Below are 26,660 nucleotides of genomic sequence, written 5' to 3' on the forward strand. Positions count from 1 at the left end.
TGTCACATATAACATGATGATGACACGGAAATATGGAGTGGTCAACAGCGTCATTTTTGGATATAGGAAGTAAGCCAAAAGGTGTGTACACTGTTCTCATATGCTTATGACTAGAGGAGAGAGTGAAATGATCCCTGCATCTAAAGAAGAAATCGCACCCCTATCCATCATTCCATTTATATTTGTTTTATTTGGTCTTTTTATGATTACAACCGCAGTGAATCTGCAGGTGCCCCTTTATACGTTGTATGCCGAACAAGCAGGGTACGGAAAAGCAGCTACAGCCTTTGTATTTGCTGCATATGTCTTCGGACTGATTCCAGTTTTGCTTTTTCTTGGCGGGATATCTGACCGGGCTGGACGCAAACCGGTTTTATTGGTCGCACTTAGTTTTTCGTTATGTGCTACCTTATTGATGACCGTACATCCTACCATTCAGATGCTCTTTTTGGCCCGGCTGCTGCAAGGGGTGGGGCTTGGCCTGAGTGTTGGTACATGCACCGCTTATTTGATTGCTTTATATCCAGAAAAATCAAGCTGGATTCCAACTTTTATTGCGTTATGCAGTTCGGTTGGCTTTGGGGGCGGTGCTCTTTTTACGGCACTTCTTTCTTTTAAGCATGTGTCGCTTGCGCCGCTTAGTTATTGGATTGTGCTGGGCTTTTTAATCCTAACGATCGTGGGTGTCTTCTTTTTCGTTCCACCTGTACAAGGAGATTCAGGTAAACGGATGATGAATATGCCAACATTTCCAAAAGGAACAATGCCAGCGAATGCAGCGATTGCTGTCGCGTGGTCGGTGTGCGGCCTCGTCATTTCGGTTTTGCCAGCACAGCTTAAATTGAATGGATATGAATTATGGGTAGGTCCGGCACTGTTTTTGATTAATATGGCAGGTGTCCTGATGCAGCCTTTTGTTCGCAAAATGAATAGCACAGCAGCGCTCCTTGCCGGATTTATCTGTCTTCCATGCGGATACGGTCTCTTGCTATTTGGAGCAAATAGTGGGTCCATCATTCTTGTGCTTGCCGGAACGATGATTGCGGGAACTGCCTGCTATGGATTTACTTATTTAGGTGGTCTTCAGCTTATTGTCGAGCGGGGAAAAAAGGAGGCAGCTAGAGCCGTTGCAGGTTTTTATTTGTTTGCCTATTTAGGTCTGGGACTTCCAAGTGTTTTTGTCGGGCTTTTCGCTGATCTGTACGGAACCCAGATGGTGTTAACCGTCTTTTTCTTGGTCGTTTTGGCAGCTTGTCTCATCCTTTTGATCTCGAGTGTCAAACAGAAACAAAAATGAGGAGTCTTGCTTTCTCTTTTTCTTTCCATTCGTTTAGAATAAAGGCATGAGAGGGGAAGATGACATGAAAAAAGTGCAGCTGGACGGCGCATCGTGCAGGTCGCAAGAAGAGCTTCATGACCAACTAAAAACAGTTTTACACCTTCCTGACTATTACGGGAAAAATCTTGATGCCCTATGGGACTGTTTGACAGGAGAAGTAAATCTGCCAGTAGAGCTAACATGGGTGAATTTTGACACAAGCAAGGACGCTCTTGGCGAGTATGCAGAAAGCGTAAAGCAGTTATTTCAAGAAGCAGAAGAGGAATTGAAGGGACAATTTCAAGTGAGTATTCAATAATGGTGAAAAAGCAGCCGCTACCGCAGGCTGTTTTTTTATGAGTTTCCGTCTTTCTCATTCTGCTATTTGAATATTTTACTAGATGTGATAATATATGAATTGTCGTTTAATTGATAATGATAATCATTTTTAGTGGAAAGAGCTAGATAGAAAGTGAGAAACCAGTATGAAGTTGTATCAATTAAGTTTATTATTTGTGTGTTTGGCATGTGTATCACTGTTTGTCGGTGTACAGGATCTGTCCATTTTACAGCTGTTTCATTTAACAGATGAACAAGTGCATACGTTAGTTTCAAGTCGCATCCCGCGTCTCATGAGTATTGTGCTTGCTGGCATGAGCCTTAGTTTATGCGGCTTTATTATGCAAAGCATGACGAGGAATAAATTTGTTTCACCAACCACTGCAGGAACGATGGATTGGGCGAAGCTTGGTATTTTAGCAGCAATGCTTGTTTTTACACATGCGAGCCCGCTCATGAAAATGGGAATCGCGTTTCTATTTACTTTAGCTGGGAATCTTCTTTTCTTAAAAATCCTGCGGCATATTAAGGTGAACGATACGATCTATGTACCTTTAGTCGGTTTAATGTTTGGCGGGATTGTCAGTTCAATATCTACGTTTATAGCCTATAAATATGATCTGATTCAAAACGTATCCGCATGGCTTCAAGGGGATTTTTCTCTTATTGTTCAGGGGCGTTATGAACTTCTCTATGTGAGTGTTCCACTATTGATCATCGCGTATTTATATGCTGACCGCTTTACAGTGGCGGGTATGGGTGAGAGCTTTGCCATCAACTTAGGTTTAACGTATAAACGTGTGATGGCGGTTGGTTTGGTGATTGTTTCGATGATTACATCTGTCACCATATTAACTGTCGGGATGCTGCCATTCCTAGGCTTAATCATTCCGAATATTGTATCGATCTACCGCGGCGATCACTTGAAAAAGAGCCTTCCGCATACAGCCTTACTAGGAGCCATTTTTGTTCTGATTTGTGATGTGCTCGGAAGGGTGATCATTTATCCATATGAAATTTCAGTTGGGCTCATGGTAGGCATCATCGGAAGTGGGATCTTCCTGTACATGTTATTAAGGAGGAAACGCTATGCATAAGAAACGAACATTATGCCTGATTGCAGCCATTGCAGCCGTACTGATCGTGATTTTCATTACCTTTCAAATGGGGTACTGGCAGTACACAGTGCCAAGTCGATTAAAGAAAGTGCTGGCGATGACATTGACTGGAGGCGCAATTGCCTTTTCATCTGTTGTCTTCCAAACCTTGACCAACAATCGAATCTTAACGCCGAGCATACTGGGTTTAGACGCACTATACTTGTTTTTGCAAACAGCGATTATTTATCTGTTTGGCTCGACCAATTTTATGATCGTCAATAAAAACCTGAATTTTTTCCTTTGCGTTGGGCTGATGATTCTATTTTCTGTGCTGTTATATACGGTGATGTTCAAACGCAAAAATAAACACATTTTCTTGCTTCTGCTTGTTGGTATTGTCTTTGGGACATTGTTCAAAAGCCTTTCTTCTTTTATGGAAATGCTGATTGATCCAAATGAATACCAGGTCGTACAAGATAAATCCTTTGCAAGCTTTAATCACATGAACACAGATATCTTACTCATTGCTTCTGTTTTATTTGCGGCGCTGTGCCTTTACATTTGGACATTCCGCTCCAAATTAGATGTCATGTCACTTGGGAAGGAGCATGCGGTGAATCTGGGAATTGACTATGACAGCATCACAAAAAAGATGCTGATCGTGATAGCCGTTCTTGTGTCCATCGCAACAGCACTTGTCGGACCGATTACGTTCCTTGGCTTACTCGTCGTAAATGTCGCACGAGAGCTCTTTCGGACGTACCGGCATACATACTTGCTACTAGGCTCTTTTTTCATCAGTGTGATTGCCCTTGTAGGCGGGGAGTTTCTTGTAGAAAAGGTATTTACTTTTCAAACGCCGCTGAGTGTCCTGATTGATTTAGTAGGCGGGTTGTATTTTATTTACTTACTTTTAAAGGAGAGTCGCTCATGGTCGTGATGAAGGGAGTCAGTAAGACATATAACGGAAAAACAGTGCTTCACAAAACAACTGTCAGTGTGAAAAAAGGACAGCTGACCTCTCTCATTGGTCCCAATGGAGCGGGGAAAAGCACACTTTTATCAATCATGAGCCGCTTGATTCAGCCAGACTCAGGTGCAGCTTATTTAGAAGACAAGCCATATAGCGCGTACCCACCACAGGAACTAGCAAAAAAGATGAGCATTTTAAAGCAGGCCAATCACATGAGTGTGCGCCTGACCGTTCGAGAACTTGTCAGCTTTGGTCGTTTTCCTTACTCACAGGGCCATCTGACAAAAGAGGATGAGAAAATGATTGATGTGTCCCTCCAATACATGAGGCTTGCCGATATCCAGCATCAATATGTAGATGAACTGAGCGGAGGACAAAGGCAAAGAGCCTTTATTGCGATGGTGCTGGCTCAGGATACGGATTATATTTTCTTAGATGAGCCTTTAAACAACTTGGATATGAATCATTCTGTTGAGATGATGAAGCTATTTAAGCAGCTCGTCAACGATCTTGAGAAAACGATTGTTGTGGTTCTCCATGATATTAACTTTGCATCTGTGTATTCCGATCATATCGTCGCTTTAAAAGATGGTCAGGTGATCAAAGAAGGCGGAGTAGAAGAAGTGATTCAAGCAGATGCACTTGAACAAATTTATGACATGCGCATACCGATTGAAGTCATTCACGGTGAGCGTATTTGCTTATATTTTTCTTAAAAAAATGAAGAGGTGATCACGTATGAAAAGATGGATTTGGATGATGACTGTATTAACAGCGATTGTTGTACTCGCTGCCTGCGGGAACCAAGGAAAAACAGAAGGAACAAAAGAGGAAACCGTCACGGTAAAAGACATGCTGAATAAAGATGGCGTGAAGATCAAGAAAAACCCGAAAAAAGTCGTCGTGTTTGATATGGGAAGTCTTGATACGTTAGACAAGCTAGGTGTAAATGTGACAGCATTACCAAAACAAGTGGTCCCAAAATATCTATCCAAATATGAGGATGACAAATATGAGAATGTCGGCGGTTTAAAAGAGCCGAACTTCGAAAAAATTGCAGAGATTAAGCCCGATTTGATTATTATTCAGTCACGTCAATCAGATGCATTCGATGAATTTTCTGAAATTGCTCCTACGATTTTGATGGATGTAGATACTGCCAACTATATGGAATCATTTAAAAAGAATGCCACGACGTTAGGGGAAATTTTTGATAAGGAAGACGAAGTCAAAAAAGAACTAGCAGCTATTGATCAAAAAGTAGATGCATTAAAGAAACAGGCAAAAGAGTTGAAACAGAATGGTTTAGTGATCATGGCCAACGACAGTAAAATGACAGCCTTTGGTGCTAAGTCAAGATACGGACTCATTCATGATGTGTTTGGTATCACGCCGGCAGATCAAAAGCTTGAGCCATCTGACAAACACGGGCAAAGCATTTCGTATGAGTACATGGTCAAAACGAATCCGGATTACTTATTTGTCATTGATCGAGGCGCAGCGATCGGAGAAGAAACTTCTGCGAAACAGCTTGTTGAGAATGATTATGTGAAATCAGTCAAAGCGGTCAAAAACAACCATGTGGTGTATTTGAACTCTGACATGTGGTATTTATCTGGCGGCGGCCTTGAATCATTGACTGCCATGATTGATGAAGTAAAACAAGGAATTGACCAAAAATAATGGAAGAAAAGCTGCTCATACTGAGCGGCTTTTTTTATTGTGGATTCATAAAAATATGTTGCGTGCAGGAAACTTTCATTGAAATATGTTATAGTGGAACCTACATTGATAGACTAAGATAGAGTGAGGGTTCGGAAAGGATGAAGGAGAAAACAAGATCAAAAAGAAGGCTGAGACCTTGGGTGAAAGTCGTGCTGTTTATCATGGCATTTGTCATGGTGATGGCAATATCCGTGACAGGATATGCCTACTATAAAATTTCAAAAGCGTCGAATAAGGCGCAAGTGTCATTAGAAAGAGGAGACACCTCGCAAAAGCGTGTGAAAGCTTTTGATCCAGGAAAGGACAGCTTCTCGGTCCTGCTGCTTGGAATTGACAGCCGTCCAGGTGAAACGGTAGACGAAGCAAGAAGTGATGCGGTCTTACTGGCGGCTGTGAACCGAACAGAGAAAACCATCAAGCTCCTTAGTATTCCTCGTGATTCTTATGTAGATATTCCGGGAAGAGGATATGATAAAATCGCCCACGCCCATGCGTTTGGGAGTGCAGATTTGTCAGTCAAAACGGTCGAAAACCTGTTGAATATTCCGGTAGACTATGTGATTTCAGGGAACTTTAAGGCGTTTCAAGACATTGTAGATGAGTTAAATGGAATTGAAGTAACGATTGAAGATGAAGGTATCGCAAAACAAATGGAAAAGGATTCAAAAGGGAAAGTTCATGTGCAAACAGGAACACATACGTTAAATGGCGAAGAAGCATTAGCCTTTGTAAGAACGAGAAAGGCAGATAGTGACCTCATGCGCGGGAAGCGCCAAATGGAAGCACTTCAAGCCATCTTTGAAAAGTCTAAATCTATTTCTTCGATCCCATCCTATGACAACATCATTGATACACTTGGTGATAATGTTTCAACCAATCTGTCCATGAAGCAGTTTATCGGTCTTTTTCCATTATTGAGCTCATTGAAATCAGTGGATCCCATTCAGCTAAAGGGCCATGATTATCAGCCTGGGAATGTGTATTACTTTGAGTTAGATGGCGCTGGATTAGAAGAAGTGAGAACAGAGCTGAGAGAACAGCTTGAATTATCATAAATAAGTAGGAGCCTGCCGCTGTGGCAGGCTTTTTGCTTTGAATGGGGAAGCGCGACAATGAAGCAACTTCAATTCGCTTGATGAAGAAAATAACGAGTCAGTAGTTCCTCTACCCGGTGACGTATACGTGGATTAAAGTATTTATGTGTTTCTTCATAGCCATCCATGATAAATAGATACGTTGTAAATCCTTCATCGTGTTCAATTTGCTGTACCTTCATTTTTTCTTTACGTAAATGCTGCTTTAGTTCATAAAGTGCTTTCTGTGCTTCCTTTAAGGCGGAGGTCACAAGCTGAATGTATGGTTCATTTAGTTTGAATGTTTGATGTTGTTTTAAGAGAGTCAAATCACGATTGAGGATGGAGACGACCATTGGAAGAAAGATGGCCTGTTCCATCATCTGAAGCTGTATTCTTGATAGTCTCGTCATGTCCAAGCCTGCTTTCTTTCTTGATAGAACACATGTTCTTGTTTATTATACCGAATGAGTCAAATAATCTCAAGGGGGGGATTCATTTGTATATTTTTATGTTTTCCATGTAAAATGAAAAGTAGACAAATCTTGAAGGAGTCAAACAAGTTGACATCATTTCTTTCTCTATTTACTCACGAAAATATCACATCATTTTTTGAGAGCTACAAGGCCTTTGGACCGATTGTGGCCATATTGCTCCCTTTAATAGAAGCATTTCTTCCGTTTTTACCACTCGTTGCGTTTGCTGTAGCGAATGCAAATGCATTCGGTCTTTGGGAAGGATTTTTATTGACCTGGATTGGCGCAAGTGCAGGGTCTATTCTTGTCTTTTTACTGATCAGAAAATTTGGACAGATGAGAATGCTCAACTTTATCAGCAGGCATCCTTCCATTAAAAAATTGATGCTTTGGGTGGAGAAGCGGGGGTTTGGTCCATTATTTATTTTACTTTGCTTTCCTTTCACGCCCTCTGCTGCCGTCAATGTTGTAGCAGGTTTATCAAGAATTAGTTTTTGGCAATTCTCATTAGCTACTTTATCTGGCAAGTGTGTCATGCTTTTTATCATTAGTTTTATTGGTTATGATCTTTCTGCTTTAGTTAAGAATCCGTTAAGAAGTGTTTTTGCGGTTCTAGTTATTGCGTTATTATGGTATGTTGGAAAGAGAGTAGAAAATAGATTGAACATTCGAATGAGTAAACGTGAGGACAAAGGAGGCTCTTAATGAAAAAGAAGCCATTGCTATGGTTGATGATTATTACAGGCATCGTCTTATTGTTCCAAGTAAAGAATTTCATGTTTGTCACGTACAAAGTAGAAGGGGTTAGTATGGACCCAACTTTTACAGATGGAACAGAATTATTAATCAATAAGTTCTCGCCAAAACTCACGAAAATTAGCCGGTTTGATTATGTGTTATTTCACGGACCTAAAAATCAAATCTTGATCAAGCGGGTCATTGGACTCCCAGGAGAAACGATCAAGTATGAAGATGATCAGTTATTTGTCGATGGTGAAAAAAAGAAGGAACCTTATTTAAAAGAGCAGAAACAACATAAAATGGGGAACGTCCTGACAGGGGATTTTCAGCTGAAAGCCATCACAGGAGACGATAAAATCAAAAACAATCATTACTTTGTGGTCGGAGATAACCGAATACATAGCTTTGACAGCCGGCATTTTGGCACCATTTCAAAGGATCAAGTTGTCGGTGTCAAAAGGAATACCAGCGAATAAAAAAAGGCGCTCTGCACATGCAAAGCGTCTCTTTTTTTATTTTGCGGCTTTATAATCAGGCTGCCTTTTTGCCCATACATGGTGTAAGAACCGGAAAAACGGTGGCAGCATTGCAATAACGAGAATAATTCTGACGACTTGTACAGCCACAACAAAGGTAGAATCCTCGTGCAGTGTGACTGCAGTTGTTGCCATCTCTGCAATACCGCCAGGCGAAAAAGCAAGAATGGCTGTAATGACAGAGATACCTGTGATTTCAGCAATGGCAATAGAGCTGAGGACAGTCGCAGCAATTAGCCCAGCTGAGCTGACGACAGCCACAATGAGAGTGTTTTTTAGCCCGACAAACATCTCTTTATTCATTTTTGAACCAATGGTTGCACCTAGAAATACTTGAGACGCAATGTTCGCTTGTGCCGGCCAATAAGGAATCAAATCATAACCTATGAGTGCGCCCGCACCAACTTGAAGAGCTGCGACGCCTAGCATGCTGCCGATCAGCCAAGGAGCAGGGAAATGAAGACGAACTGCTAGGCGTGACATGAGCCAGGCACCTAAAATAAGCGCAGCGGTCCAAGAGATGTTTGAAAGGGTGAAAACACCCGAAGAAAAAGCGCTCCCTTGCGTAACTACAGCCGCATCCGCTTGGTTTTTTGTATTTAAATAAAACACTGTAAATGGGATAGTGAGTACAACCATTAATACACGTATCGTTTGCACAAGACTCACAACAGCTGTATTGGCTCCCACCTCTTGGGCAATCCCCGGCATAGCGGATAAACCGCCGGGGGCAGTTCCGACAAAGCTTGTCAGCATATCTGTTTTGCTCAGCTTCCATAAGACAAAGCCTGAGAGCATCGCCAGTAGAATAGAAAAGACGAGCATGAAACTCACAGGGAGCCAATTTTCAGCGAAAATGTGAAGGACCTTCATATTCATTTTCTGTCCGAGTTCGATTCCGAGAATGAATTGACCAAGGAGCAGCCATCTGCTGTGAATACGTAAGGTGCTGGTTCCTTTACGCTGAAACAGGGTGGGGCGGCGCATAGCAATAAAAGCTGCTGTAATTAATGTACCTACCATCCAGCCAATAGACATACCTGTTAAAGACAAAAGAAATCCACCTAAACCGCTTATCGCAATGAGAATGAGATCGGTTCGAAGGCTGTTTCCTTGTTTCATCACATGTAAACCTTCTTCCTATATGTTTGTTCAGTAAGTGAAATGTTGTTAACTTCACTATAATACAAAAGTCTCTATAAATAAAATACGAATTTTTTCACTATTTTCATAAGATTATCTTATCGCTAAATGGTTAGTATATTTTTATAAAGAAAGATATAATTTTTACCAAAAACAAAGTCAATATACAACGATTTTCCCCTATTTATGTTATCAGTTGACTATCATTTTCAATTACACTACAATGCTTAGTGTGAGGTGATAACATGAAAATTCCTTCTTTTAAATATAATGAAAAGGGATTGAATCGTTTTTTTGGTCCTTTAGAGGGAAGAATTATGGAGATCCTTTATGAAGGTGAGGATATGCCGATTAAAGAGGTGCAGCAAAAGCTGTCAGATGAGAAGCCGATTAATTTCAACACCGTGATGACTGTGCTGAACCGCTTAACCGAAAAAGGAATTGTGGAGAAAAAAACAAAAGGGCGCTCATCTATTTATAATCCTATTTTAACAAAAGAAGAATTTCTAAATGAGCAAACAAAATGGATTACACAAGGATTGATGGACGATTTCGGTCCACTGGCAGTGAATCATATGGTGGATGCGATTGAAAGTGCTGATCCTGAATTACTCAAAGTACTAGAAGCACGACTAGCGTCTAAAAAAGAGGAGCAGCAAAATGAATAAAATGAAGTCGAGTCTGCTGTTTTCAGGCGGTATATTGATTGGTTTAGCCATTTTTTATCAGATGGGGTATTACGTACTTTCAAGCTTTTTTGGCTGGAGTCAAGCATATAACCTGATCCATGTATGCCAGTCTGTGCTCGAATTCTATGGGTTCACTCCTTTAAAATACTTTCTGGATGCCTTAGTCTTTTACACATTGGGTTTTGCGATTTTTTATATGACGAAACAAATCAAAAAGTACATTCAATTCAAGCAAAATCTGATGCTTGCAGTCGATCACCAGTCGACCGAATCTTTATCTGAGAAATATGCCAATGACATCATCGTGTTTCATTGTCATGAACCGCTTGCTTTTGCAATGGGGATGCTTCACCCAAAGGTTTATTTATCAACAGCTCTCATGGACATGCTAGATGAAGAAGAGATTGACGCTGTTGTTCATCACGAATTGCATCACAAATACAGCTATGATCCTTTAAAGGCTTTCATGTTCTCAATGCTCACAAAAGTCATTTGGTACATTCCAGTGTTAAAGCATATGAGACAAAGCTACTCTGTTTTTCGTGAAGTGATTGCAGATGACTATGCCATTCAGCAGACAGGTACTGAGCTTGGAGTAGGGCAGGCCCTTTTGAAGCTGATTAAAAAGAGAACCCAGTTTCAAAAACAAACAAAGTTTGCGGTGTCCTTTGGGGATCGGGCATTGAATTTAAGAATACAAAAAATTTTAAATCCAACTTACAATATTCCTTTTAATGTACCAATGATTCCAATCGTCACTTCAGCGATTCTGATGGTGGTCTTAATGATTATGCTCAACCTTAATTACTAATTTTTTTACTTATTAACATTACATTATGTAGTGTAAAAACAGGAGGAAATCACTATATGAAAACAAATCAAGAAATAGGAACACTTTTTGTACGCGTTATTTTAGGTATTATTTTCTTTTTACATGGGCTTCAGGCATATCAAGAAGGGCTGGGAGGCACAGCAGCATTCTTCGGACAAATCGGTGTACCTGAATTCATGGCCTACATTGTCAAGACAATTGAGCTAGTCGGTGGTATCGCCTTGATTTTAGGTCTAGGAACACGTATTTTCGCAGCATTATTCGTACCAATTATGGCAGTAGCGATTATCACTGTTGGTTTTTCTAAAGGATTTGTTGGTGGTTATGAATTTGAACTTTCGCTTTTCGTCATGGCGCTTTATTTAACTCTTAGTGGCAGTAAGCTGTTATCAATTGATGGGATTCTCAAGCATCAGCAGCAAAGCAATGAAGCAAAATTTCATTAAAAGATGATAAAAAACTCCTTCTGCTCTTTGTGGCAGAGGAGTTTTTTTAATGGTCGAATTCTCATTTTCTCGTTTGAAAATAAGGAAGGGATGTGAGGCTTTGCTATATTTAGCGCTTTCTTTGACAGATTGAATGAACGAAATATCGATTTCATTTTTTGACGGAACATACGATCTCCTATTAAAATAGGACTATCTATGATGCATGGTGCGTTAAAAGATATAAAAACCATACAGCGTGCTGCTGCTCATCTTGAGCGATACGTTTCATTAGCTCTTTTGTTCCTTGATCCCGGACATAGTCTGATACGCTTAAGTAAAAATCGACCGTTTTTTGTTCATCTTTAAAGGCAAACATAAGTCCTTCTCTGAATTGGTCTGGACAAGGTTCTGTTACGCTTGGTTTGTGGTTTTTACCTGTTAAAGAATAATATAGCTTTGAAAATAGTTGATAGTGTCTGACTTCATCCTGGCGTATTTCTTGAATGATCTTCTTTGCTTCAGGATTTTTTGCCTTTTGGGCAAGTTTTTCGTAGCATTGGATCGCAGAATACTCACCATTGATCGCTTTCTCAAGGTCTGAAATGATTCTTGTGTTTTGGCGCATGTCATAAGGCGAGTAGTCATAGTAACCGTAATACATGATATTGCCAGCCTCCTTTTAGTTCATGATGGTTTATGATATGAAAAGAGTGAGGAAAGGTGCCTATGTTTTTTTCAGAAAGGAGAATGGGAACGTGATAGGAAAATAGCTATTTACCTTTATTTTCGCTAGAATATGAGTACATAAGAAAGGTGTTGTGGAACGTGGAGATTCAGTTTTTAGCAGGCAGATCGGGGAGTGGAAAAACGACTGCAATCTTAGAGGAAATCAAAGAACAGCTTCGGCTTGATCCGTTGGGTCCGCCAATCATTTTTTTAGTCCCGGATCAAATGACATTTTTAATGGAATATGAGCTTGCGAAAACGTCTGAAGCTGGTGGAATGATCAGAGCTAAAGTATTTAGTTTCACTCGTCTTGCTTGGTCTATTTTACAGCAGACTGGTGGAGCGAACCGGCAATTTGTGACAAGCACAGGAATTCAAATGCTTTTAAGAAAAGTGATTGAAGAGCAGAAAGACAAGTTTAAAGTATTCAAAAAAGCGAGTGATAAGCCGGGGTTTGTGGAGCAAATCGAAAAAACGATGGCTGAATTCAAAAGATACTGTATGCTGCCGGAGGATATTGAGAAAATTTCAGCGTCTAGCATGCATTCAGAGTATACAGAAGAAAGACGGGCAGCCGAAAAATTGCATGATCTCCATGTTCTTTATCAGCAGATGGAGCAGCATTTACAAGATGAATATGTGCACTCAGAAGACTATTTGACTCTTCTTGCCCAGCAAATTCCTTCAGCTGAAGAAATAAAAGGAGCACACATCTATATAGATGGTTTTTATCAATTTACACCGCAGCAGCTTCTTGTCATTGAACAGCTCTTGCTGCATGCAGCAAAAATAACTGCGGCTTTCACAGTAGATCGATCCTATCATGATAGGCAGCCAAATGAACTTGATTTATTTCGTATGACAGGTAAAACGTATTTCCAGCTCTATCAGCTTGCTAAAGAGTGCGGAGCTGACATTTCTGAAAACATTTTTGAAAGAAATCATCGGCACCTTTATACACCAGATCTTGCTTATTTAGAACACCAATATGAGCAGCGGCCCGTGCAGCCATATCAGGAAAACACCCCTCATCTCACAGTGTCTAAAAGTGCAAATAAACGAGCTGAAATTGAGGGAGTAGCAAGAGATATTCTTGATTTAGTGAGAGAAAAAGGACTCAGACTGCGAGATATCTCGATTGTAGCGCGGCATGTAGATGACTATAAAGATACGTTAAAAGAGGTTTTTAGAGATTACGATATTCCTTTTTTTATTGATGGAAATGAATCGATGCAGTATCATCCGCTCATCGAATTGATTCGTTCGAGCTTGGATGTCATAAAAGGAAATTGGCGGTATGAAGCGGTATTTCGCTGCGTGAAAACAGAGTTCTTATTTCCGGCTGAAATCACTAAGAACAAAGCGAGAGAGCATGCAGATCAGCTTGAAAACTATTGTATTGCTTATGGTGTAAAAGGAGAGCGCTGGACAAACGGTTCCCGGTTTCATTACAGGCGTTTCCAATCATTAGATGAGGATTTCGGACAAACAGATCAAGAAATTGAAATGGAACAAATGCTAAATGACGTCAAAGAATGGATCGCGCCCCCGCTTTACCAGTTGCAAAAAGGGCTCAAAAAAGCGCAAAAGGTAAGGGACATGGTAGAGGCTGTCTATGTCTTTTTAGAAGAGATACAAGTACCAGATAAGCTTGAAAAAGCGAGGCTTGAGGCTGAAGAAGCAGGTCGATTAGCTGAAGCAATGCAGCACGGGCAAGTATGGGATGCGGTGATTCAATTAATGGATGAATTTGTTGACATGCTAGGTGACGAAGAGCTCTCATTTCCTTTATTCCAACAGATGATAGATACAGGATTAGCTTCTCTAAAATTCGCTTTGATTCCGCCTTCACTCGACCAAGTATTTATCGGAAGTATGGATTTATCCAGAATGTATCAAGTGAAGTGTACGTTTATCATTGGTGTAAATGATGGCGTTATTCCCGCACGCCCCTCTGATGAGAGTGTATTGTCTGAGGATGACCGAGAATGGTTAAAACGAGCAGGAGCAGAGCTAGCAGAGACAGGAAAGGAACGGCTGCTAGATGAGCAATTTTTAATTTACCAAGCGTTATCAAGTCCATCCCGACATTTGTATCTATCCTATGCGGCTTCTGATGCAGAAGGACGTTCTCTATTGCCTTCGACACTCATCAAGTATTGCCAAGAGCTTATGCCAAATCATCAGCAGGCTCTTTATGTGTTAGATCCAGAACAGCTAGAAGATGAGGAGCAATTAAAATTTGTAGCGAATGAGCATGTTTCGTTGTCGTATACCGTCTCACAGCTGCAGCAATGGCTCAATCAATATCCCATTAGCGGTGTATGGTGGAGTGTCTATAACTACTTAATGACATCTCCTCATCGGGATGTATCAAAAAACATCATGTCAAGTTTGTTTTTTACAAATCGAGCGCAGCCATTAAAACCTAATGTCACAAAAGAACTTTACGGTGACCATATTCAGGGCAGTGTTTCAAGAATGGAGAAATTCAATGCGTGTGCATTTTCTCACTTTGCTTCCCACGGTTTAAAACTAAAGGATCGACAATTTTACAAATTGGAAGCACCCGATATTGGCCAGTTGTTTCACTCGGCTTTGAAGCATATTTCAGATACGCTAGTTGAACAAAAAAAGGATTGGAAAAACCTAACGAAGGAAGATTGTGTAAACTACTCAAGATATGCAATCGAACAGCTTGCTCCGCGTCTTCAAAAGGAGATTCTATTAAGCTCTAATCGGCATGCTTATATTAAAGAAAAGCTTCAGAAAATCTTAATTCGAGTCTCTTCTATATTAAGTGAACATGCCAAATTGAGTGGATTTTCTCCAGTAGGGCTTGAGTTAGGTTTTGGGGGCCAAGGGCCTTTGCCGCCGTTTACTTTTCAATTAAAGAATGGCTGCACGATGGAGCTTGTCGGAAGAATTGACAGGGTAGATAAAGCAGAAGGTTCAAAAGGGCTGCTTTTAAGAATCGTCGATTACAAATCCAGTGAGAAAGGTCTTGACCTAGCAGAAGTATACTATGGTCTTGCCTTGCAAATGCTCACATACTTAGACCTAACCATTACGTATTCGAAAGAGTGGCTCGGCGTAGAAGCAACGCCTGCTGGCATTTTATATTTCCATATTCATGATCCGCTCATTCAAGCACCGATTCCACTTGCAGAGGATGAAATTGAGCAGGAAATATTCAAGAAATTTAAAATGAAGGGTTTATTGCTTGAAGATGTGGAAGCAGTAAAGCTAATGGATCAAACGCTTGATTCAGGTAGATCGCAAGTCATTCAAGCCGGTTTGAAAAAGGATGGGTCTTTCCGTTCTGATTCGGCAGTTTTAAGTGAAGATCATTTCCATATACTCACACAACACGTTCGGCGCACATTTGAAGAAGCAGGCGAAAGAATTACAAATGGAGAGGTCGCAATTAATCCATATAAATTAAAGGATCAAACACCTTGCCGCTTTTGTTCATTCAAGTCTATTTGCCAATTCGATGAATCAATAGAAGATAATGATTTTAGGGTGCTCACCTCTGAAAAGGATGATGTTGTGATAGAACGGATCAAAAAAGAAGGGGATCAGTATGCAAATACCAAAACCGAATAACAGTACGTGGACGGATGACCAGTGGGAAGCCATCGTTTCAGAAGGACAAGATATCTTGGTTGCGGCGGCGGCTGGGTCAGGTAAAACAGCTGTTTTGGTTGAACGCCTGATTCGAAAAATGACCCGGCCTGAACATCCAGTTGATGTGGACCGTCTGCTCGTTGTGACTTTTACAAATGCTTCTGCGGCAGAGATGAAGCATCGGATCACAGAAGCACTTGAAAAAGAATTAGCCAAAAACCCTGGGTCTCTTCATATGAGAAGGCAGCTGTCCCTCATGAATCGAGCCAATATTTCAACCTTGCACTCCTTTTGCTTGCAGGTTTTGCGCACCTTTTACTATGAAATTGATCTTGATCCAGGCTTTCGTTTGGCTGACCAAACAGAAGGAGAACTATTAGGAGATGAAGTGTTAGACGAACTGTTTGAGGATGAATATAAGGCTGGAAAGCCATCATTCTTTGAATTGGTTGATCGTTACACGTCTGACCGTCACGACTTAGATTTGCAATGGCTCGTGAAGAGAATTTATGAGTTTTCGAGATCACATCCTTCTCCGGAGCAATGGATGCGGGCATTTCTTTCACTTTATGATGTAGATGCTCAAACAAAAGTAGAAGAATTACCGTTTTATCCATATATCAAAGAAGATCTTTCTCTCGTTCTCCGGAGCTGCCAGGAGCTGCTTGAACGAGCTCTTTCGCTATCAAAAGAACCGAGCGGCCCAGCACCGAGAGCAGAGAATTTTATAGATGATTTAGAGCAAGTTAATGAATTAATCCGTCATCAAGATGATTTTGAGAAACTTTATGAGCTTTTGCCGAACGTCAATTTTAAAAGGCTCAAAACGTGCAAAGGGGACGAATATGACCCTGCTTTAATAGAAAAAGCCACAGATGCACGTAATCAAGCAAAAAAACAATTAGAAAAACTAAAAGATGAATATTTCATGCGCAGTCCTGCCCAGCATTTAAAAAGCTTAGCTGAAATGAAGCAAGTTGTGGAGACACTTGTAGAGCTTGTGATCCAATTTGGTGAGCGTTTCGAAAGAGCGAAGCAGGAAAAGTCAATTGTCGACTTTTCGGATTTAGAGCACTATTGCTTACGCATTTTAGCGGAGCAGGATGCAGAAGGACATTTGATCGAAACAGAAGCTGCCAAGTACTATCAACAGCAGTTTGAAGAAGTACTCGTTGATGAATACCAGGATACAAACCTTGTACAAGAAACGATTTTAAAGCTTGTATCTAAGGGGAAACATTCTGCAGAGGGCAATCTGTTTATGGTTGGTGATGTAAAGCAGTCTATTTATCGTTTTAGACTGGCTGAGCCCATGCTTTTTTTAAACAAATATAAACACTTTCAACCAGACGGCAAAGAAACAGGGAAGAGGATCGATTTAAATAAAAACTTCCGCAGCCGTTCAGATGTTTTAGATAGTACGAACTTTTTGTTCAAGCAGCTGATGGGGGAAACAGTTGGAGAAATTGAATATGATGAACAAGCTGAATTAAAGCTTGGAGCGAGTTATCCAGAAAGCAAAGATACAACGACAGAAATGCTTCTTGTCCACTTAGATCAGCAGGAAACAGAACCCGGCGAAGAGCGAGAAGAGCTCGAGACCGTCCAATTTGAAGCGAGAATCATTGCTAAAAAAATAAAAGAATTAGTGGAGCAGCCATTTCAAGTGTACGATGCAAAGCAGCAAATGACCCGTAACTTACAGTATCGTGACATTGTCATTTTGCTTCGATCTATGCCTTGGGCTCCGCAAATGATGGAGGAATTAAAGAAGCAGGGAATCCCTGTATATGCGAATCTTTCCTCTGGTTATTTTGAAGCAACAGAGGTGTCTGTCATTCTTTCTTTGTTAAAAGTCATCGATAATCCATATCAGGATATCCCGCTTGCTGCTGTTTTAAGATCACCTATTGTTTATTTAGACGAAAATGAATTGGCACTGATTCGAACAAGTGATAAAAAAGGCACGTATTATGATGCTGTAAAGGCATTTATGAGTGTGACGCATTCTGATCACCCTACATGCAAAAAACTAGAGCGATTTTTTCAATTACTGCGCAAGTGGCGTGATTTTTCTATCAATCATTCGGTGGCAGAATTAATTTGGGAAGTCTACCGTGACACGCAGTATCTTGATTATGTTGGCGGGATGCCTGGAGGTAAGCAGCGGAAGGCGAATCTTCGTGCCCTTTATGACCGGGCCAAGCAATATGAAAAAGCTGCCTTTAGAGGGCTATTTCGATTCCTTCGTTTTATTGAAAGAATGCAGGAGCGTGGGGATGATCTTGGTGCGGCAAAAACGTTCAGTGAAACAGAGGACGTTGTGCGCATGATGACGATCCATAGCAGTAAAGGATTAGAATTTCCAGTCGTCTTTACCGCAGGCCTCGGCAGGAACTTTAATATGATGGACTTAAACCAGTCCTATTTACTTGATAAAGAACTAGGCTTTGGAAGCAAGTATATCCATCCTGAGCTGAGAATTAGTTATGCGACATTACCGCTTGTGGCGATGAAAAAAAAGATGAGAAAAGAGTTATTATCTGAAGAATTAAGGGTCCTATATGTAGCGCTCACAAGGGCTAAAGAAAAATTATTTCTGGTCGGCTCTGTCAAAAATCAGGTGAGAGCATTAAGCAAATGGCAAAATGCCGCAACCGGAGAAGAGTGGCTGCTCCCTGATTTTGAACGGTATCAATCGAAAACATACTTAGATTTCATTGGCCCTGCCCTCATCCGTCATCAAGCGATGTCATCTGTTTTAGAAGAAACAGGAGATGTTGTTCTTTCGCATCCGTCTACATTCACTATCTCATTTACGCAAGCTTCTGATCTTTTAAAGGAAGATATGTCACTTGAAAAGAATGAGCAAGACGAGATTGTACAAGCATTGATCAATGGTCTGCCTGTTGAAGGATATGGTGATGCTGATGAGCAGGTGGCAGAGAGGCTCTCATGGAAATATCCGTATCTAGCGGCCTCGCAAGTCGGCACAAAGCAGTCTGTTTCCGAGATAAAAAGAATGAAAGAAATACAGGATGAGTACAGTGTTCCTTCTTCTATTCGAAAAGCTCGTGCAACATTGTATGACCGGCCGGCTTTCATGAAGAAAAAAACACTCACTGCCGCAGAACAAGGCACCGCAATGCATACAGTGATGCAGCATATCCCGCTTCCTTCTGAGGAGCCCTATGATGAATCACGTATAGGACACTTGCTCGAATCCTTACAGCAGCGAGACTTGCTAACAGATGAGCAGATCCAGTCAATAAATCAAGAGGGAATTGCTGCTTTCTTCTCTACTTCAATTGGTCAAAAACTGCTAAAAGCGGACTGGGTGAAACGAGAAGTGTCATTTAGTATGGTGTTACCTGTTAAAGAGGTATACAGTCATATTGATACTGAGGGAGAGCCTGTTCTGATTCAAGGGATGATTGACTGTTTATTTGAAACAGATGGAAAGCTATATTTACTAGATTATAAAACTGATAGAGTACAAGGCAGATATACAGTTGACGCTGCTGAACCGATCTTGAAAAAGCGTTATGAAATCCAAATAGCGTTATATGCAAAAGCTGTAGAACGTTTGACAAACAGAACATTAGAGGAGAAAATTCTCTATTTCTTCGATGGGAATTTAGAAATTTCTTTATAAATGTATCGGAATGAGAGGTGAATCACATGAGGATTCTGCATACAGCGGATTGGCATTTAGGGAAAACCCTTGAAGGTCGAAGCCGGCTTGATGAGCAAGCACAGTTTTTAGATGAACTATATCAAATCGTGAAAGACGAACACATTGATGTCATTGTGATGGCCGGTGATGCCTTTGATACAGTGAATCCACCTGCTAGAGCAGAGCAGCTTTTTTATGAAAGTCTATCTGCTTTATCTGATAAAGGAAAACGCCAGGTAGTGGTCATTTCAGGCAACCACGATAATCCGGATCGCTTATCAGCCGCATCACCTTTAACAAATGATCAAGGGATTCATTTAATTGGATATCCGACAAATGACATCATCCGTGTCGATGTTCCTTCTGCGGATGAACGTTTATCCATTGCAGCACTCGCTTATCCGTCTGAGGCGAGACTAAATGAGGTGCTAGCTGAAACATTTGAAGAGAAATTGCTTCGTGATCATTACAATTTAAAGATTCAACAAGCGTTTCAACATTTAAGTAATCAATTTCAACCGGATACGGTCAATATGGCAACAAGCCACATTTATGTGGCAGGGGGAAGTCAAACAGATTCAGAAAGACCGATTGAAGTAGGCGGCGCATATACTGTTGCGGCTGAAAGTCTGCCAGAAGCCGCTTGCTATGTTGCCCTTGGTCATTTGCACCGCCCGCAAACGATCAAACGTGCCAAAACGATTGCCCGGTATTCTGGATCACCTCTTGCTTATAGCTTTTCTGAATCAGGCTATGCCAAATCAGTCACAATTGTGGAGGCAAAACCGAATGAAAAAGCGAGCTGGAAAGAAGTGTTTTTATCAAGCGGAAAACCACTTATGAAATGGAAGGCGACTGAGGGACTGAGTCAAGTGTACGAGTGGCTGGATGAAAAACGGGATCTTCAGGCATGGATTGATCTAGAGATTCATTTAACAGATCAGCTCTCTATTGAAGAGATTCATCAGCTCCGAAAGCAGCATAGTGGATTTGTTCACATTCGTCCAAAATTCAAAGAACTACAGCAAATAGAAGAGCAAAAGCAAGTGGAAAAACTCTCGATCGAAGAGAGGTTCGTGAAGTTTTATGAGCGCCAGACAGGTGGCGGTCTGCCTGATGAAAAAACAGTCAAACTGTTTTTAGAGCTAGCCAATGATATGCAAGAGGAGGAAGCGACTTGAAGCCGATTACGCTGACCATTAAAGGACTTCATAGCTTCAGAGAAGAACAAATAATTGACTTTAGCTCATTATGTGATGCGGGTGTGTTTGGCATATTTGGACCGACAGGAAGTGGAAAGTCGTCCATATTAGACGCCATGACACTGGCACTCTATGGCAAAGTGGAGCGTGCGTTAAATAATACACATGGTATTTTGAACCAAGCGGAAGAAAAGCTGTCGGTTTCCTTTACATTTGCTTTGCAAAAGGAACACCACATTTCTTATAAAGTTGAACGTGCTTTCAAACGAGCGGATGAAATGAAAGTCAGAACGACATTATGCCGCCTAATTGAAATCGGTGATACGCAGACAGTTCTCGCAGATAAAGCGAGTGAGGTGAATCGTAAAGTAGAAGAACTACTCGGATTAACCATTGATGACTTTACCCGTGCGGTTGTCTTACCTCAAGGGAAGTTTGCAGAATTTCTTTCACTCAAAGGGACAGACAGACGTCAAATGCTTCAGCGGTTGTTTAACTTGGAGAAATATGGGGATCAACTCGTCAAGCGATTGCGTGCAAAGGCTCAAAAACATTATGGGCAAAAAAATGAACTGCTGGCTGAACTGAATGGTTTAGGAGAAGCTGGTCCAGAGGCGCTGGCAAAAGCAAAGGAAGCAGCTGAGCAGACAAAGGCTATTTTTCATGAGAAAAAACAAGCGCGGGACGAAGCGTTCACTGCTTTTACAAAGGCGCAAGCGATCTGGCAGTATCAAAAGGAACAAGAAGCTTACGAGACTGAACAAAACAAGCTGAATTTACTGGCACCATCAATAGAAGAGAAAAAGACGAAGCTCCATATCGCAGAGCAGGCAGAGACGCTAAAGCCTTATGCGGATGCATTGACAAAGGCTGAAAAACAGCTTTCTCAAGCATCGAAAGAGAAACAGGAAGCAGAAAAGCAGCTGCAGCATCAACGAACGATCTATGATCAAATGGCGCGGGAGTATGAGCAAGCCCGGCAAAAGAAAATAGAGACAGAGCCAGACCTTCTCCAAAAGAAAGAACAGCTGATTCAGCTAAAAGAAATTGAACGTAAAAAAGAGGCAGCTCTTCAGGAAAAGACGAGCATAGAGCGCCAAAAAAATGAAAAAGCGCAGCAACTCCTTCAAAAGAAGAAAGAAGCGGAGAATCTCCAATCTCTATTAGAGCGTGCACTAACGAAACAAACACAGCTGAAGAATGAGCTGGAGCAGTTACAAGTTTCAGTGAAAGAACGCAAAAGTGTACAGGATGCTTTACGTTTAAGTGAAAATGTTAAAAGAATAAACCTTAGTATTCAAAAGGAAAAGCAAAAGCTGGAGGAGCTCAACAAGCGAGCCTCACAGACTTCAGAAGCATATGAAAAGCTTCAAAAGCAGCAAAGCGACCATCATGAAAAAATAGACCAATCGTTTCAAGCAATTGAACACCTCTATTTTTATGTATGTGAACTCGAACGAGCTCTGACAGAATGGAGTCAAAAAGAACAACAACAGAAACTCGAAAAATTAAAGCAGCGAGATGCGGTAAGGGCTGCAGAATTAAGAAAAGAATTAGCGGCAGAGCTAGTAGATGGTGAGCCATGTCCGGTTTGTGGGTCGATTCATCATGATCCAAAGGCTTTGAAATCCAATGACCATGAAGAAACCGTGGCACAAGTTGATGAAGTCATTCAACGGATGGACAAAGAGCTCAAGCAGGCAGAGGATTATGGGAGAGACATGTATGCCGCAAAGCAGCTTCTCGAAACGCATGCCAATCAATTAGTGAAGCAATTCGCTTTCTTATCTCAGAAAGCCCCTGGGGCGGAAGTCGCTGCAGCAGTAGAAACAGTACAAAATTCGCAGTCTTTGCAGGATCTAATGCAAGAATGGAAAGGCATAAAGCAAGATATTCAAGAAGTTGAACATAAACGAGCTCGTTTAATGGATGAAACGCATGATCAAGCAGCAGAGATGAGCAAGATAAAAGAGCAATTGACTTTTGAACAGCAGCGCATCGAAGAATTAGAGGTGCTGATCAAAGAGTTTGATGCTGAGCTTTCAGAGCAAACGACTCAATTTGAACAGACCTTCCCGCATCTTATATTGAATCAAGTACAAGAAATGCAAAAGCAAATCGATGAAAAGGACCAACAAGCGGAAGGCTATAAAGAACGTATTGAGAAAAGCATTTCGTTTTTGGAAGAAAAACAGCTAGCAAAAGAGCAGCTGCAGACAGTGATATACAATGTCGAGAAAGAACTTGATAAACTAGCGCATCAGCTAGAAAGTCAGCATCAGCTTATCCAACAATATGAAATAGATTTAGGCCGATATCCATTAAAAGCTGCCTCTATTTCTGATGAACTTATAGAGGTTGAACACACCCTTTCTCTTCTTAATGAAAAAGAGCAGCAATCGTACAAGCAATTGCAGCACGCGCAGCAGTTGTTTAGTGAGGCGCAAAGTCATTTTTCAAGCAGTGAGCGTCAGCTTCAAGAGGCGAACAGGCGAAAACAAGAAGCAGAAGCAGCATGGGAAAAAGAAGCAGAATCTTCTCCTTTTCATATGCCGCAGGAAATTGAGTCTGTTTCAATGGAACAGCCAGTACGTCAATCGGTCAAACAGGAAATTGAGGAGTTTGAGGATAAAAGAAAGGAATGTGCCGCAAACTTAAAGCGAATTTCTGAATTACTGAAAGAAGAGTCACTGGATGAAAAGCAGTGGACGGACATTCAGCACAGAAAAGCTGCAGCTGAAAAAGCATTGGAAGAAGCGACAGCAATGAGTGGGTCCGCACATGAACACCTGCGTGTGATTGAAGAGAATCATAAGCGCTTTGCAAGTATTCACGAACGATTGGAAGCACTGCAGGAAGAAATTGATCGCCTTGATAAACTGCAAACTGTTTTTAAAGGGAATACGTTTGTTGAATTTTTAGCAGAAGAACAGCTGGAAAGTGTCAGTCGTGATGCATCCGCCCGCTTAGGTATGTTGACGAGACAAAGATATGCGATTGAGGTCGACTCAGAAGGCGGCTTTGTTATGCGTGATGATGCAAATGGCGGTGTTAGGCGTCCCGTGTCCAGCTTGTCCGGCGGGGAAACCTTCTTGACATCATTGGCGCTTGCGCTTGCTCTTTCTGCACAAATTCAGCTGAGAGGTGAATTCCCGCTGCAATTCTTTTTCCTTGATGAAGGATTCGGTACGCTCGATCAAGACTTGCTTGATACGGTCATTACCGCATTAGAAAAGCTTCAGTCTCACAATTTAGCAGTTGGTGTTATTAGCCACGTGGAAGAATTGAAAATGAGACTACCGAAGAAACTGATTGTCCATCCAGCAGATCCAAGCGGGAAAGGGACAACGGTCTCAATGGAATTAATGTAAATGTTGAGGTGATGACAGGGTGGCAAAGCAAACCATTGGATTATGTGAGCTGTGCGGAAGACAACATGTCCTGCTCACAGAACACCACTTAACACCAAGAGAAGAAGGTGGGGCTTTTTTACCGACTGCCTTCCTGTGTATCCCTTGCCATAAACAAGTGCATGCCCTCTTTACAAACCAGGAGCTTGCCGTGCGCTTAAACACACTTGATGCACTAAGGCAGGATGAAAAGCTTGCTTCGTACATCAAATGGATTCGAAAACAGCCCGCAAGCAAGCTGGTCAAAACAAAAAAATCGAGACAACACAGAAAAAAATAAGCATAAAAAGCGCTCCTCTCATGAAATGACTGTAGAGGAGCTGCTTTATGCATTGCCTACCATATTCTGATCATTTAAGTCAGGATCCACATAGTTGGTGGCGCTAATGCCATTATTTAATATCAAGAAATCTCCGGTATTTCCCGCTCCAGAGCCTAAAGCAGATTTCGACGAACTTTTAGGCGACAAGTAGAATGAGTCACCGACGTTTACGACGCCTCCAGAAATAGAGTTAATGTAAATGGGTCCGACAATTGCTGGCATAATCGACATCCTTTATTCGAAGTCATATCACCATCATATGCGCAGGTAGGTCCATTTGTGAGTTTGGCGGACTTTCGTCGTTGCTAAATAACTCTCGAATATGCTTCACTCGCGCAACGGCATTCATTCTACAAGTAGAGCCGATTTGATAGACAGAGGACGATGATACCCCTTCTACATGTATCGAAGAAACTTTAATCACAGGCTTTTCATGGTAAAATGCCGTTCTAACTGATCGTTCTGGCAGCATCAATGGAATCGGCTCAAAATATACTTCAAATTCTTTCGCATTTAAGTTTTCTGCTTCATAGCCATAAAACAAACTAAGCGTCCGTTGAACAGCTAACACCTTGACCTTCGGGCATAGCTCCTGCGTATCGCCGATTTGAACAACACTTGAGATCCCGACAGAATTCACCTTCGTGAACTTCACTTGAGATGTGCGCTTTATCATTATCGAGGAGCCAGAGGAACAAACGGGCCAATGATCAAAGATTCTGGCGGTGTATCAAAAATGGAGGATAATTGTACGTGATCTGTGTCCCCGATGATAAATAGGGAAGAGGACGAAACCCCAACTACTTTAATGCTTCCGGTCTCGATGTTGCGGTTGACGACTGTGAAATTCATCCGTTTTCCTCTCCTTTCGTTTCATTTGGAATATGGGCTAAGAAGTGTTCAATTGCCCGTTTGACATCATGCTTCACATATTCAGCAATTTGCTCTGAACGTTGCAGCGGGGTCATATCTTCCCGGTGCGGGAGCTGTCCTGCATAGTATTTGATTCTGCTGTCAATTTGCTTGCGAATGTCCTCAATGATATGGTGTTTATTGCTTTCATCAAGAGAGCCTTCATATCGCTGCTCTAGTTCTTCAAGAAGTTCTGGCGCTTCTTCGTTTAAGAATGCGTCGACAAGCTGGCGTGTTTGATTGAAAAATTGATCAGCCGTTTCTTGCTGCATCATACCAATGCCCGGGGTTGTTGTTTGGCCCACTTCAAAATTTTGAACACTGTTTGGATCAGATGGATTGAGGCCGATATTCAATGTACCTTCCAGCCGCTCGATTTTCAGTTGATCAAATTGATAATCAATCCGTTCAATATTCGTTGTCGGTTTATCTTTGATCATTTGCATTTCCTGCTGAAGCTCGTTAAGCCTTTTTTCAAGCATCATGATTTGTTGTGTTTGTTTTTGAATGATGCCATACACTTGTGAAGCGTTGCTTTGATAGTCATACATTTACATACACCTCCGGGGATTGCAGATGAACTTAAGTTGTTGGTGACTGAAGCGGTACAAAAGGTGCTGTGCTTGCGCCTTGGGATTCTTCAATTCCTTGTGAGCCTGCTGCGGCAGGTGCTGATTCTACGTAGCTGCCTGTGTTATACAGGTTGGAAAGCGCCTTGATTGATCCAGCACTCCCAATTTGCAGAACAGATGAGTTACTGACAGACTCCACGCGTAAATAATTAATTTGTATCGCTTGATTAATATAGAAGTTCAACGGATTCTCACTCCTTACAAGTTACCAACAAGCGGTTGATCAATGACATCACTGTCATACGTATTTGTCACACTTTTATAGTTGCTAATGCGCAATTGATCACCAGTGTTAAAACTGCCTGCGCCAGCAAACGTTTTAACCTGACTATTTGGAGAAATGGTGATGCAGTCTCCAACATGAACGACTCCGCTCGTTCCGACGGCATTTACTTTAAAGGCTCCAACAATAGCCGGCATAGCGGTGCACATCCTTTATAAAAATAAGGCACTTTGTTTTTGGGCGTTTCACCATAGCTTATGATGGGTCTTTTAATGTGTGATTGTCTTTTTGAAAGCTTTTGATGAGAGGGTTGAGGTGTATGGTTTACCCTTTTTTAGAGCATTCATTCGAGGTGTATTTGCTGCCTTTATTTAAGAGTGTGTCAAGCTCTTGACTGCACCTGATGGTTTCTTCGGCATTCATCCCGAATTTTTTTGCGGTCTCAATTAAATGTAATCTTTTTTGTTCAATTTCATAATTGATCATAACGGACGCCAACTCTCACATTTTTTATCGAATAGAAGGATATGGTTAGTATACCCTATTTTTCTATA

Annotated in this window: 27 protein-coding genes; 17 read left to right on the plus strand and 10 right to left on the minus strand. The window is 41.3% G+C overall.

The annotated features are described in order from the left end of the window. Positions 1–127 precede the first annotated feature (127 nt). The 7 genes from MHI33_RS05730 (at position 128) to MHI33_RS05760 (ending at position 6,510) form a co-directional block, all read left to right on the plus strand. The gene (locus MHI33_RS05730) at positions 128–1,297 is read left to right on the plus strand and encodes an MFS transporter (protein ID WP_340909786.1); all 1,170 of its coding nucleotides are present in this window, start codon (positions 128–130) and stop codon (positions 1,295–1,297) included. 64 nt (positions 1,298–1,361) lie between these two features. Then, the gene (locus MHI33_RS05735; RefSeq protein ID WP_044140712.1) at positions 1,362–1,637 is read left to right on the plus strand and encodes a barstar family protein; all 276 of its coding nucleotides are present in this window, start codon (positions 1,362–1,364) and stop codon (positions 1,635–1,637) included. Between the two features lie 166 nt (positions 1,638–1,803). Continuing rightward, on the plus strand, positions 1,804–2,754 hold the full coding sequence (locus MHI33_RS05740; protein WP_044140713.1) for an ABC transporter permease: 951 nt from the start codon (positions 1,804–1,806) through the stop codon (positions 2,752–2,754). Beyond that, positions 2,747–3,697 carry an iron chelate uptake ABC transporter family permease subunit gene (locus MHI33_RS05745; RefSeq protein ID WP_340909790.1) on the plus strand — a complete coding sequence of 317 codons (951 nt, stop codon included), beginning with the start codon at positions 2,747–2,749 and terminating at the stop codon, positions 3,695–3,697. The genes MHI33_RS05740 and MHI33_RS05745 overlap by 8 nt, the downstream gene beginning before the upstream one ends. Beyond that, complete coding sequence (locus MHI33_RS05750; protein WP_044140715.1) at positions 3,688–4,446, plus strand: iron ABC transporter ATP-binding protein; 759 nt, start codon at positions 3,688–3,690, stop codon at positions 4,444–4,446. The genes MHI33_RS05745 and MHI33_RS05750 overlap by 10 nt, the downstream gene beginning before the upstream one ends. A gap of 22 nt (positions 4,447–4,468) precedes the next feature. Continuing rightward, positions 4,469–5,413, plus strand: coding sequence for a siderophore ABC transporter substrate-binding protein (locus tag MHI33_RS05755; RefSeq protein ID WP_106064948.1), 945 nt, complete (start codon positions 4,469–4,471; stop codon positions 5,411–5,413). A 140-nt stretch (positions 5,414–5,553) separates the two neighbouring features. Then, positions 5,554–6,510 carry an LCP family protein gene (locus tag MHI33_RS05760; RefSeq protein WP_113768389.1) on the plus strand — a complete coding sequence of 319 codons (957 nt, stop codon included), beginning with the start codon at positions 5,554–5,556 and terminating at the stop codon, positions 6,508–6,510. 68 nt (positions 6,511–6,578) lie between these two features. Here MHI33_RS05760 and MHI33_RS05765 read toward each other — a convergent pair whose 3' ends face one another. Beyond that, positions 6,579–6,941: a hypothetical protein gene (locus tag MHI33_RS05765; RefSeq protein WP_340909797.1), complete on the minus strand. Its 363-nt coding sequence runs from the start codon at positions 6,939–6,941 to the stop codon at positions 6,579–6,581. Between the two features lie 150 nt (positions 6,942–7,091). On the opposite strand from MHI33_RS05765, the gene MHI33_RS05770 reads away from it, so the two are divergent. Both MHI33_RS05770 and lepB read left to right on the plus strand, forming a co-directional pair. Continuing rightward, the gene (locus MHI33_RS05770; protein ID WP_080772985.1) at positions 7,092–7,709 is read left to right on the plus strand and encodes a TVP38/TMEM64 family protein; all 618 of its coding nucleotides are present in this window, start codon (positions 7,092–7,094) and stop codon (positions 7,707–7,709) included. Then, the gene (gene lepB, locus MHI33_RS05775; protein ID WP_041815362.1) at positions 7,709–8,221 is read left to right on the plus strand and encodes a signal peptidase I; all 513 of its coding nucleotides are present in this window, start codon (positions 7,709–7,711) and stop codon (positions 8,219–8,221) included. The genes MHI33_RS05770 and lepB overlap by 1 nt, the downstream gene beginning before the upstream one ends. 36 nt (positions 8,222–8,257) lie before the next feature. On the opposite strand, the gene MHI33_RS05780 is transcribed toward lepB, so the two are convergent. Next, positions 8,258–9,403 (minus strand): AbrB family transcriptional regulator, encoded by a 1,146-nt coding sequence (locus MHI33_RS05780; RefSeq protein WP_044140720.1) that lies wholly within the window; start codon positions 9,401–9,403, stop codon positions 8,258–8,260. A gap of 266 nt (positions 9,404–9,669) precedes the next feature. Here MHI33_RS05780 and MHI33_RS05785 point away from each other — a divergent pair, with 266 nt between their 5' ends. From MHI33_RS05785 to MHI33_RS05795, 3 genes are read left to right on the plus strand one after another with little or no spacing between them, the layout of a single operon-like run. Further along, complete coding sequence (locus MHI33_RS05785; protein WP_003210872.1) at positions 9,670–10,092, plus strand: BlaI/MecI/CopY family transcriptional regulator; 423 nt, start codon at positions 9,670–9,672, stop codon at positions 10,090–10,092. Continuing rightward, positions 10,085–10,924: a M56 family metallopeptidase gene (locus MHI33_RS05790; RefSeq protein ID WP_065098903.1), complete on the plus strand. Its 840-nt coding sequence runs from the start codon at positions 10,085–10,087 to the stop codon at positions 10,922–10,924. Before MHI33_RS05785 ends, MHI33_RS05790 begins: the two co-directional genes overlap by 8 nt. A 56-nt stretch (positions 10,925–10,980) precedes the next feature. Then, the gene (locus tag MHI33_RS05795; RefSeq protein ID WP_065098902.1) at positions 10,981–11,391 is read left to right on the plus strand and encodes a DoxX family protein; all 411 of its coding nucleotides are present in this window, start codon (positions 10,981–10,983) and stop codon (positions 11,389–11,391) included. A gap of 196 nt (positions 11,392–11,587) precedes the next feature. On the opposite strand, the gene MHI33_RS05800 is transcribed toward MHI33_RS05795, so the two are convergent. Further along, positions 11,588–12,034 (minus strand): ferritin-like domain-containing protein, encoded by a 447-nt coding sequence (locus MHI33_RS05800; RefSeq protein ID WP_044139865.1) that lies wholly within the window; start codon positions 12,032–12,034, stop codon positions 11,588–11,590. 164 nt (positions 12,035–12,198) lie between these two features. Here MHI33_RS05800 and addB point away from each other — a divergent pair, with 164 nt between their 5' ends. From addB to MHI33_RS05825, 5 genes are read left to right on the plus strand one after another with little or no spacing between them, the layout of a single operon-like run. Further along, positions 12,199–15,708 carry a helicase-exonuclease AddAB subunit AddB gene (addB, locus tag MHI33_RS05805; protein WP_065098901.1) on the plus strand — a complete coding sequence of 1,170 codons (3,510 nt, stop codon included), beginning with the start codon at positions 12,199–12,201 and terminating at the stop codon, positions 15,706–15,708. Then, positions 15,686–19,384 carry a helicase-exonuclease AddAB subunit AddA gene (gene addA, locus MHI33_RS05810; protein WP_340909804.1) on the plus strand — a complete coding sequence of 1,233 codons (3,699 nt, stop codon included), beginning with the start codon at positions 15,686–15,688 and terminating at the stop codon, positions 19,382–19,384. The genes addB and addA overlap by 23 nt, the downstream gene beginning before the upstream one ends. Before the next feature lie 26 nt (positions 19,385–19,410). Further along, a complete protein-coding gene (gene sbcD, locus MHI33_RS05815; protein ID WP_106064954.1) occupies positions 19,411–20,586 on the plus strand; it encodes an exonuclease subunit SbcD in 1,176 nt (391 codons plus the stop codon). After that, entirely contained in the window at positions 20,583–23,978 is a 3,396-nt protein-coding gene (locus MHI33_RS05820) for an AAA family ATPase (RefSeq protein WP_106067180.1), read from the plus strand. The genes sbcD and MHI33_RS05820 overlap by 4 nt, the downstream gene beginning before the upstream one ends. A gap of 19 nt (positions 23,979–23,997) precedes the next feature. After that, positions 23,998–24,297: a hypothetical protein gene (locus MHI33_RS05825; protein WP_044139870.1), complete on the plus strand. Its 300-nt coding sequence runs from the start codon at positions 23,998–24,000 to the stop codon at positions 24,295–24,297. Between the two features lie 45 nt (positions 24,298–24,342). Here MHI33_RS05825 and MHI33_RS05830 read toward each other — a convergent pair whose 3' ends face one another. The 7 genes from MHI33_RS05830 to MHI33_RS05860 form a co-directional block, all read right to left on the minus strand. Further along, a complete protein-coding gene (locus tag MHI33_RS05830; protein WP_003211468.1) occupies positions 24,343–24,561 on the minus strand; it encodes a spore germination protein in 219 nt (72 codons plus the stop codon). A 22-nt stretch (positions 24,562–24,583) separates the two neighbouring features. After that, on the minus strand, positions 24,584–25,015 hold the full coding sequence (locus MHI33_RS05835) for a spore germination protein GerPE (RefSeq protein ID WP_065098896.1): 432 nt from the start codon (positions 25,013–25,015) through the stop codon (positions 24,584–24,586). Further along, positions 25,015–25,191: a germination protein GerPD gene (locus tag MHI33_RS05840; RefSeq protein ID WP_003210893.1), complete on the minus strand. Its 177-nt coding sequence runs from the start codon at positions 25,189–25,191 to the stop codon at positions 25,015–25,017. Before MHI33_RS05840 ends, MHI33_RS05835 begins: the two co-directional genes overlap by 1 nt. Beyond that, positions 25,188–25,802, minus strand: coding sequence for a spore germination protein GerPC (locus MHI33_RS05845; protein WP_065098895.1), 615 nt, complete (start codon positions 25,800–25,802; stop codon positions 25,188–25,190). The genes MHI33_RS05840 and MHI33_RS05845 overlap by 4 nt, the downstream gene beginning before the upstream one ends. Positions 25,803–25,833: 31 nt before the next feature. Next, complete coding sequence (locus MHI33_RS05850) at positions 25,834–26,067, minus strand: spore germination protein GerPB (protein WP_034323585.1); 234 nt, start codon at positions 26,065–26,067, stop codon at positions 25,834–25,836. Positions 26,068–26,081: 14 nt separating this feature from the next. Continuing rightward, positions 26,082–26,303 (minus strand): spore germination protein, encoded by a 222-nt coding sequence (locus MHI33_RS05855; RefSeq protein WP_003211745.1) that lies wholly within the window; start codon positions 26,301–26,303, stop codon positions 26,082–26,084. 127 nt (positions 26,304–26,430) lie between these two features. Further along, complete coding sequence (locus MHI33_RS05860) at positions 26,431–26,592, minus strand: aspartyl-phosphate phosphatase Spo0E family protein (protein ID WP_065098894.1); 162 nt, start codon at positions 26,590–26,592, stop codon at positions 26,431–26,433. Between the last annotated feature and the right edge of the window lie 68 nt (positions 26,593–26,660).

Source organism: Bacillus sp. FSL K6-2971, from assembly GCF_038006405.1.
GTDB lineage: Bacteria > Bacillota > Bacilli > Bacillales > Bacillaceae > Bacillus > Bacillus pumilus.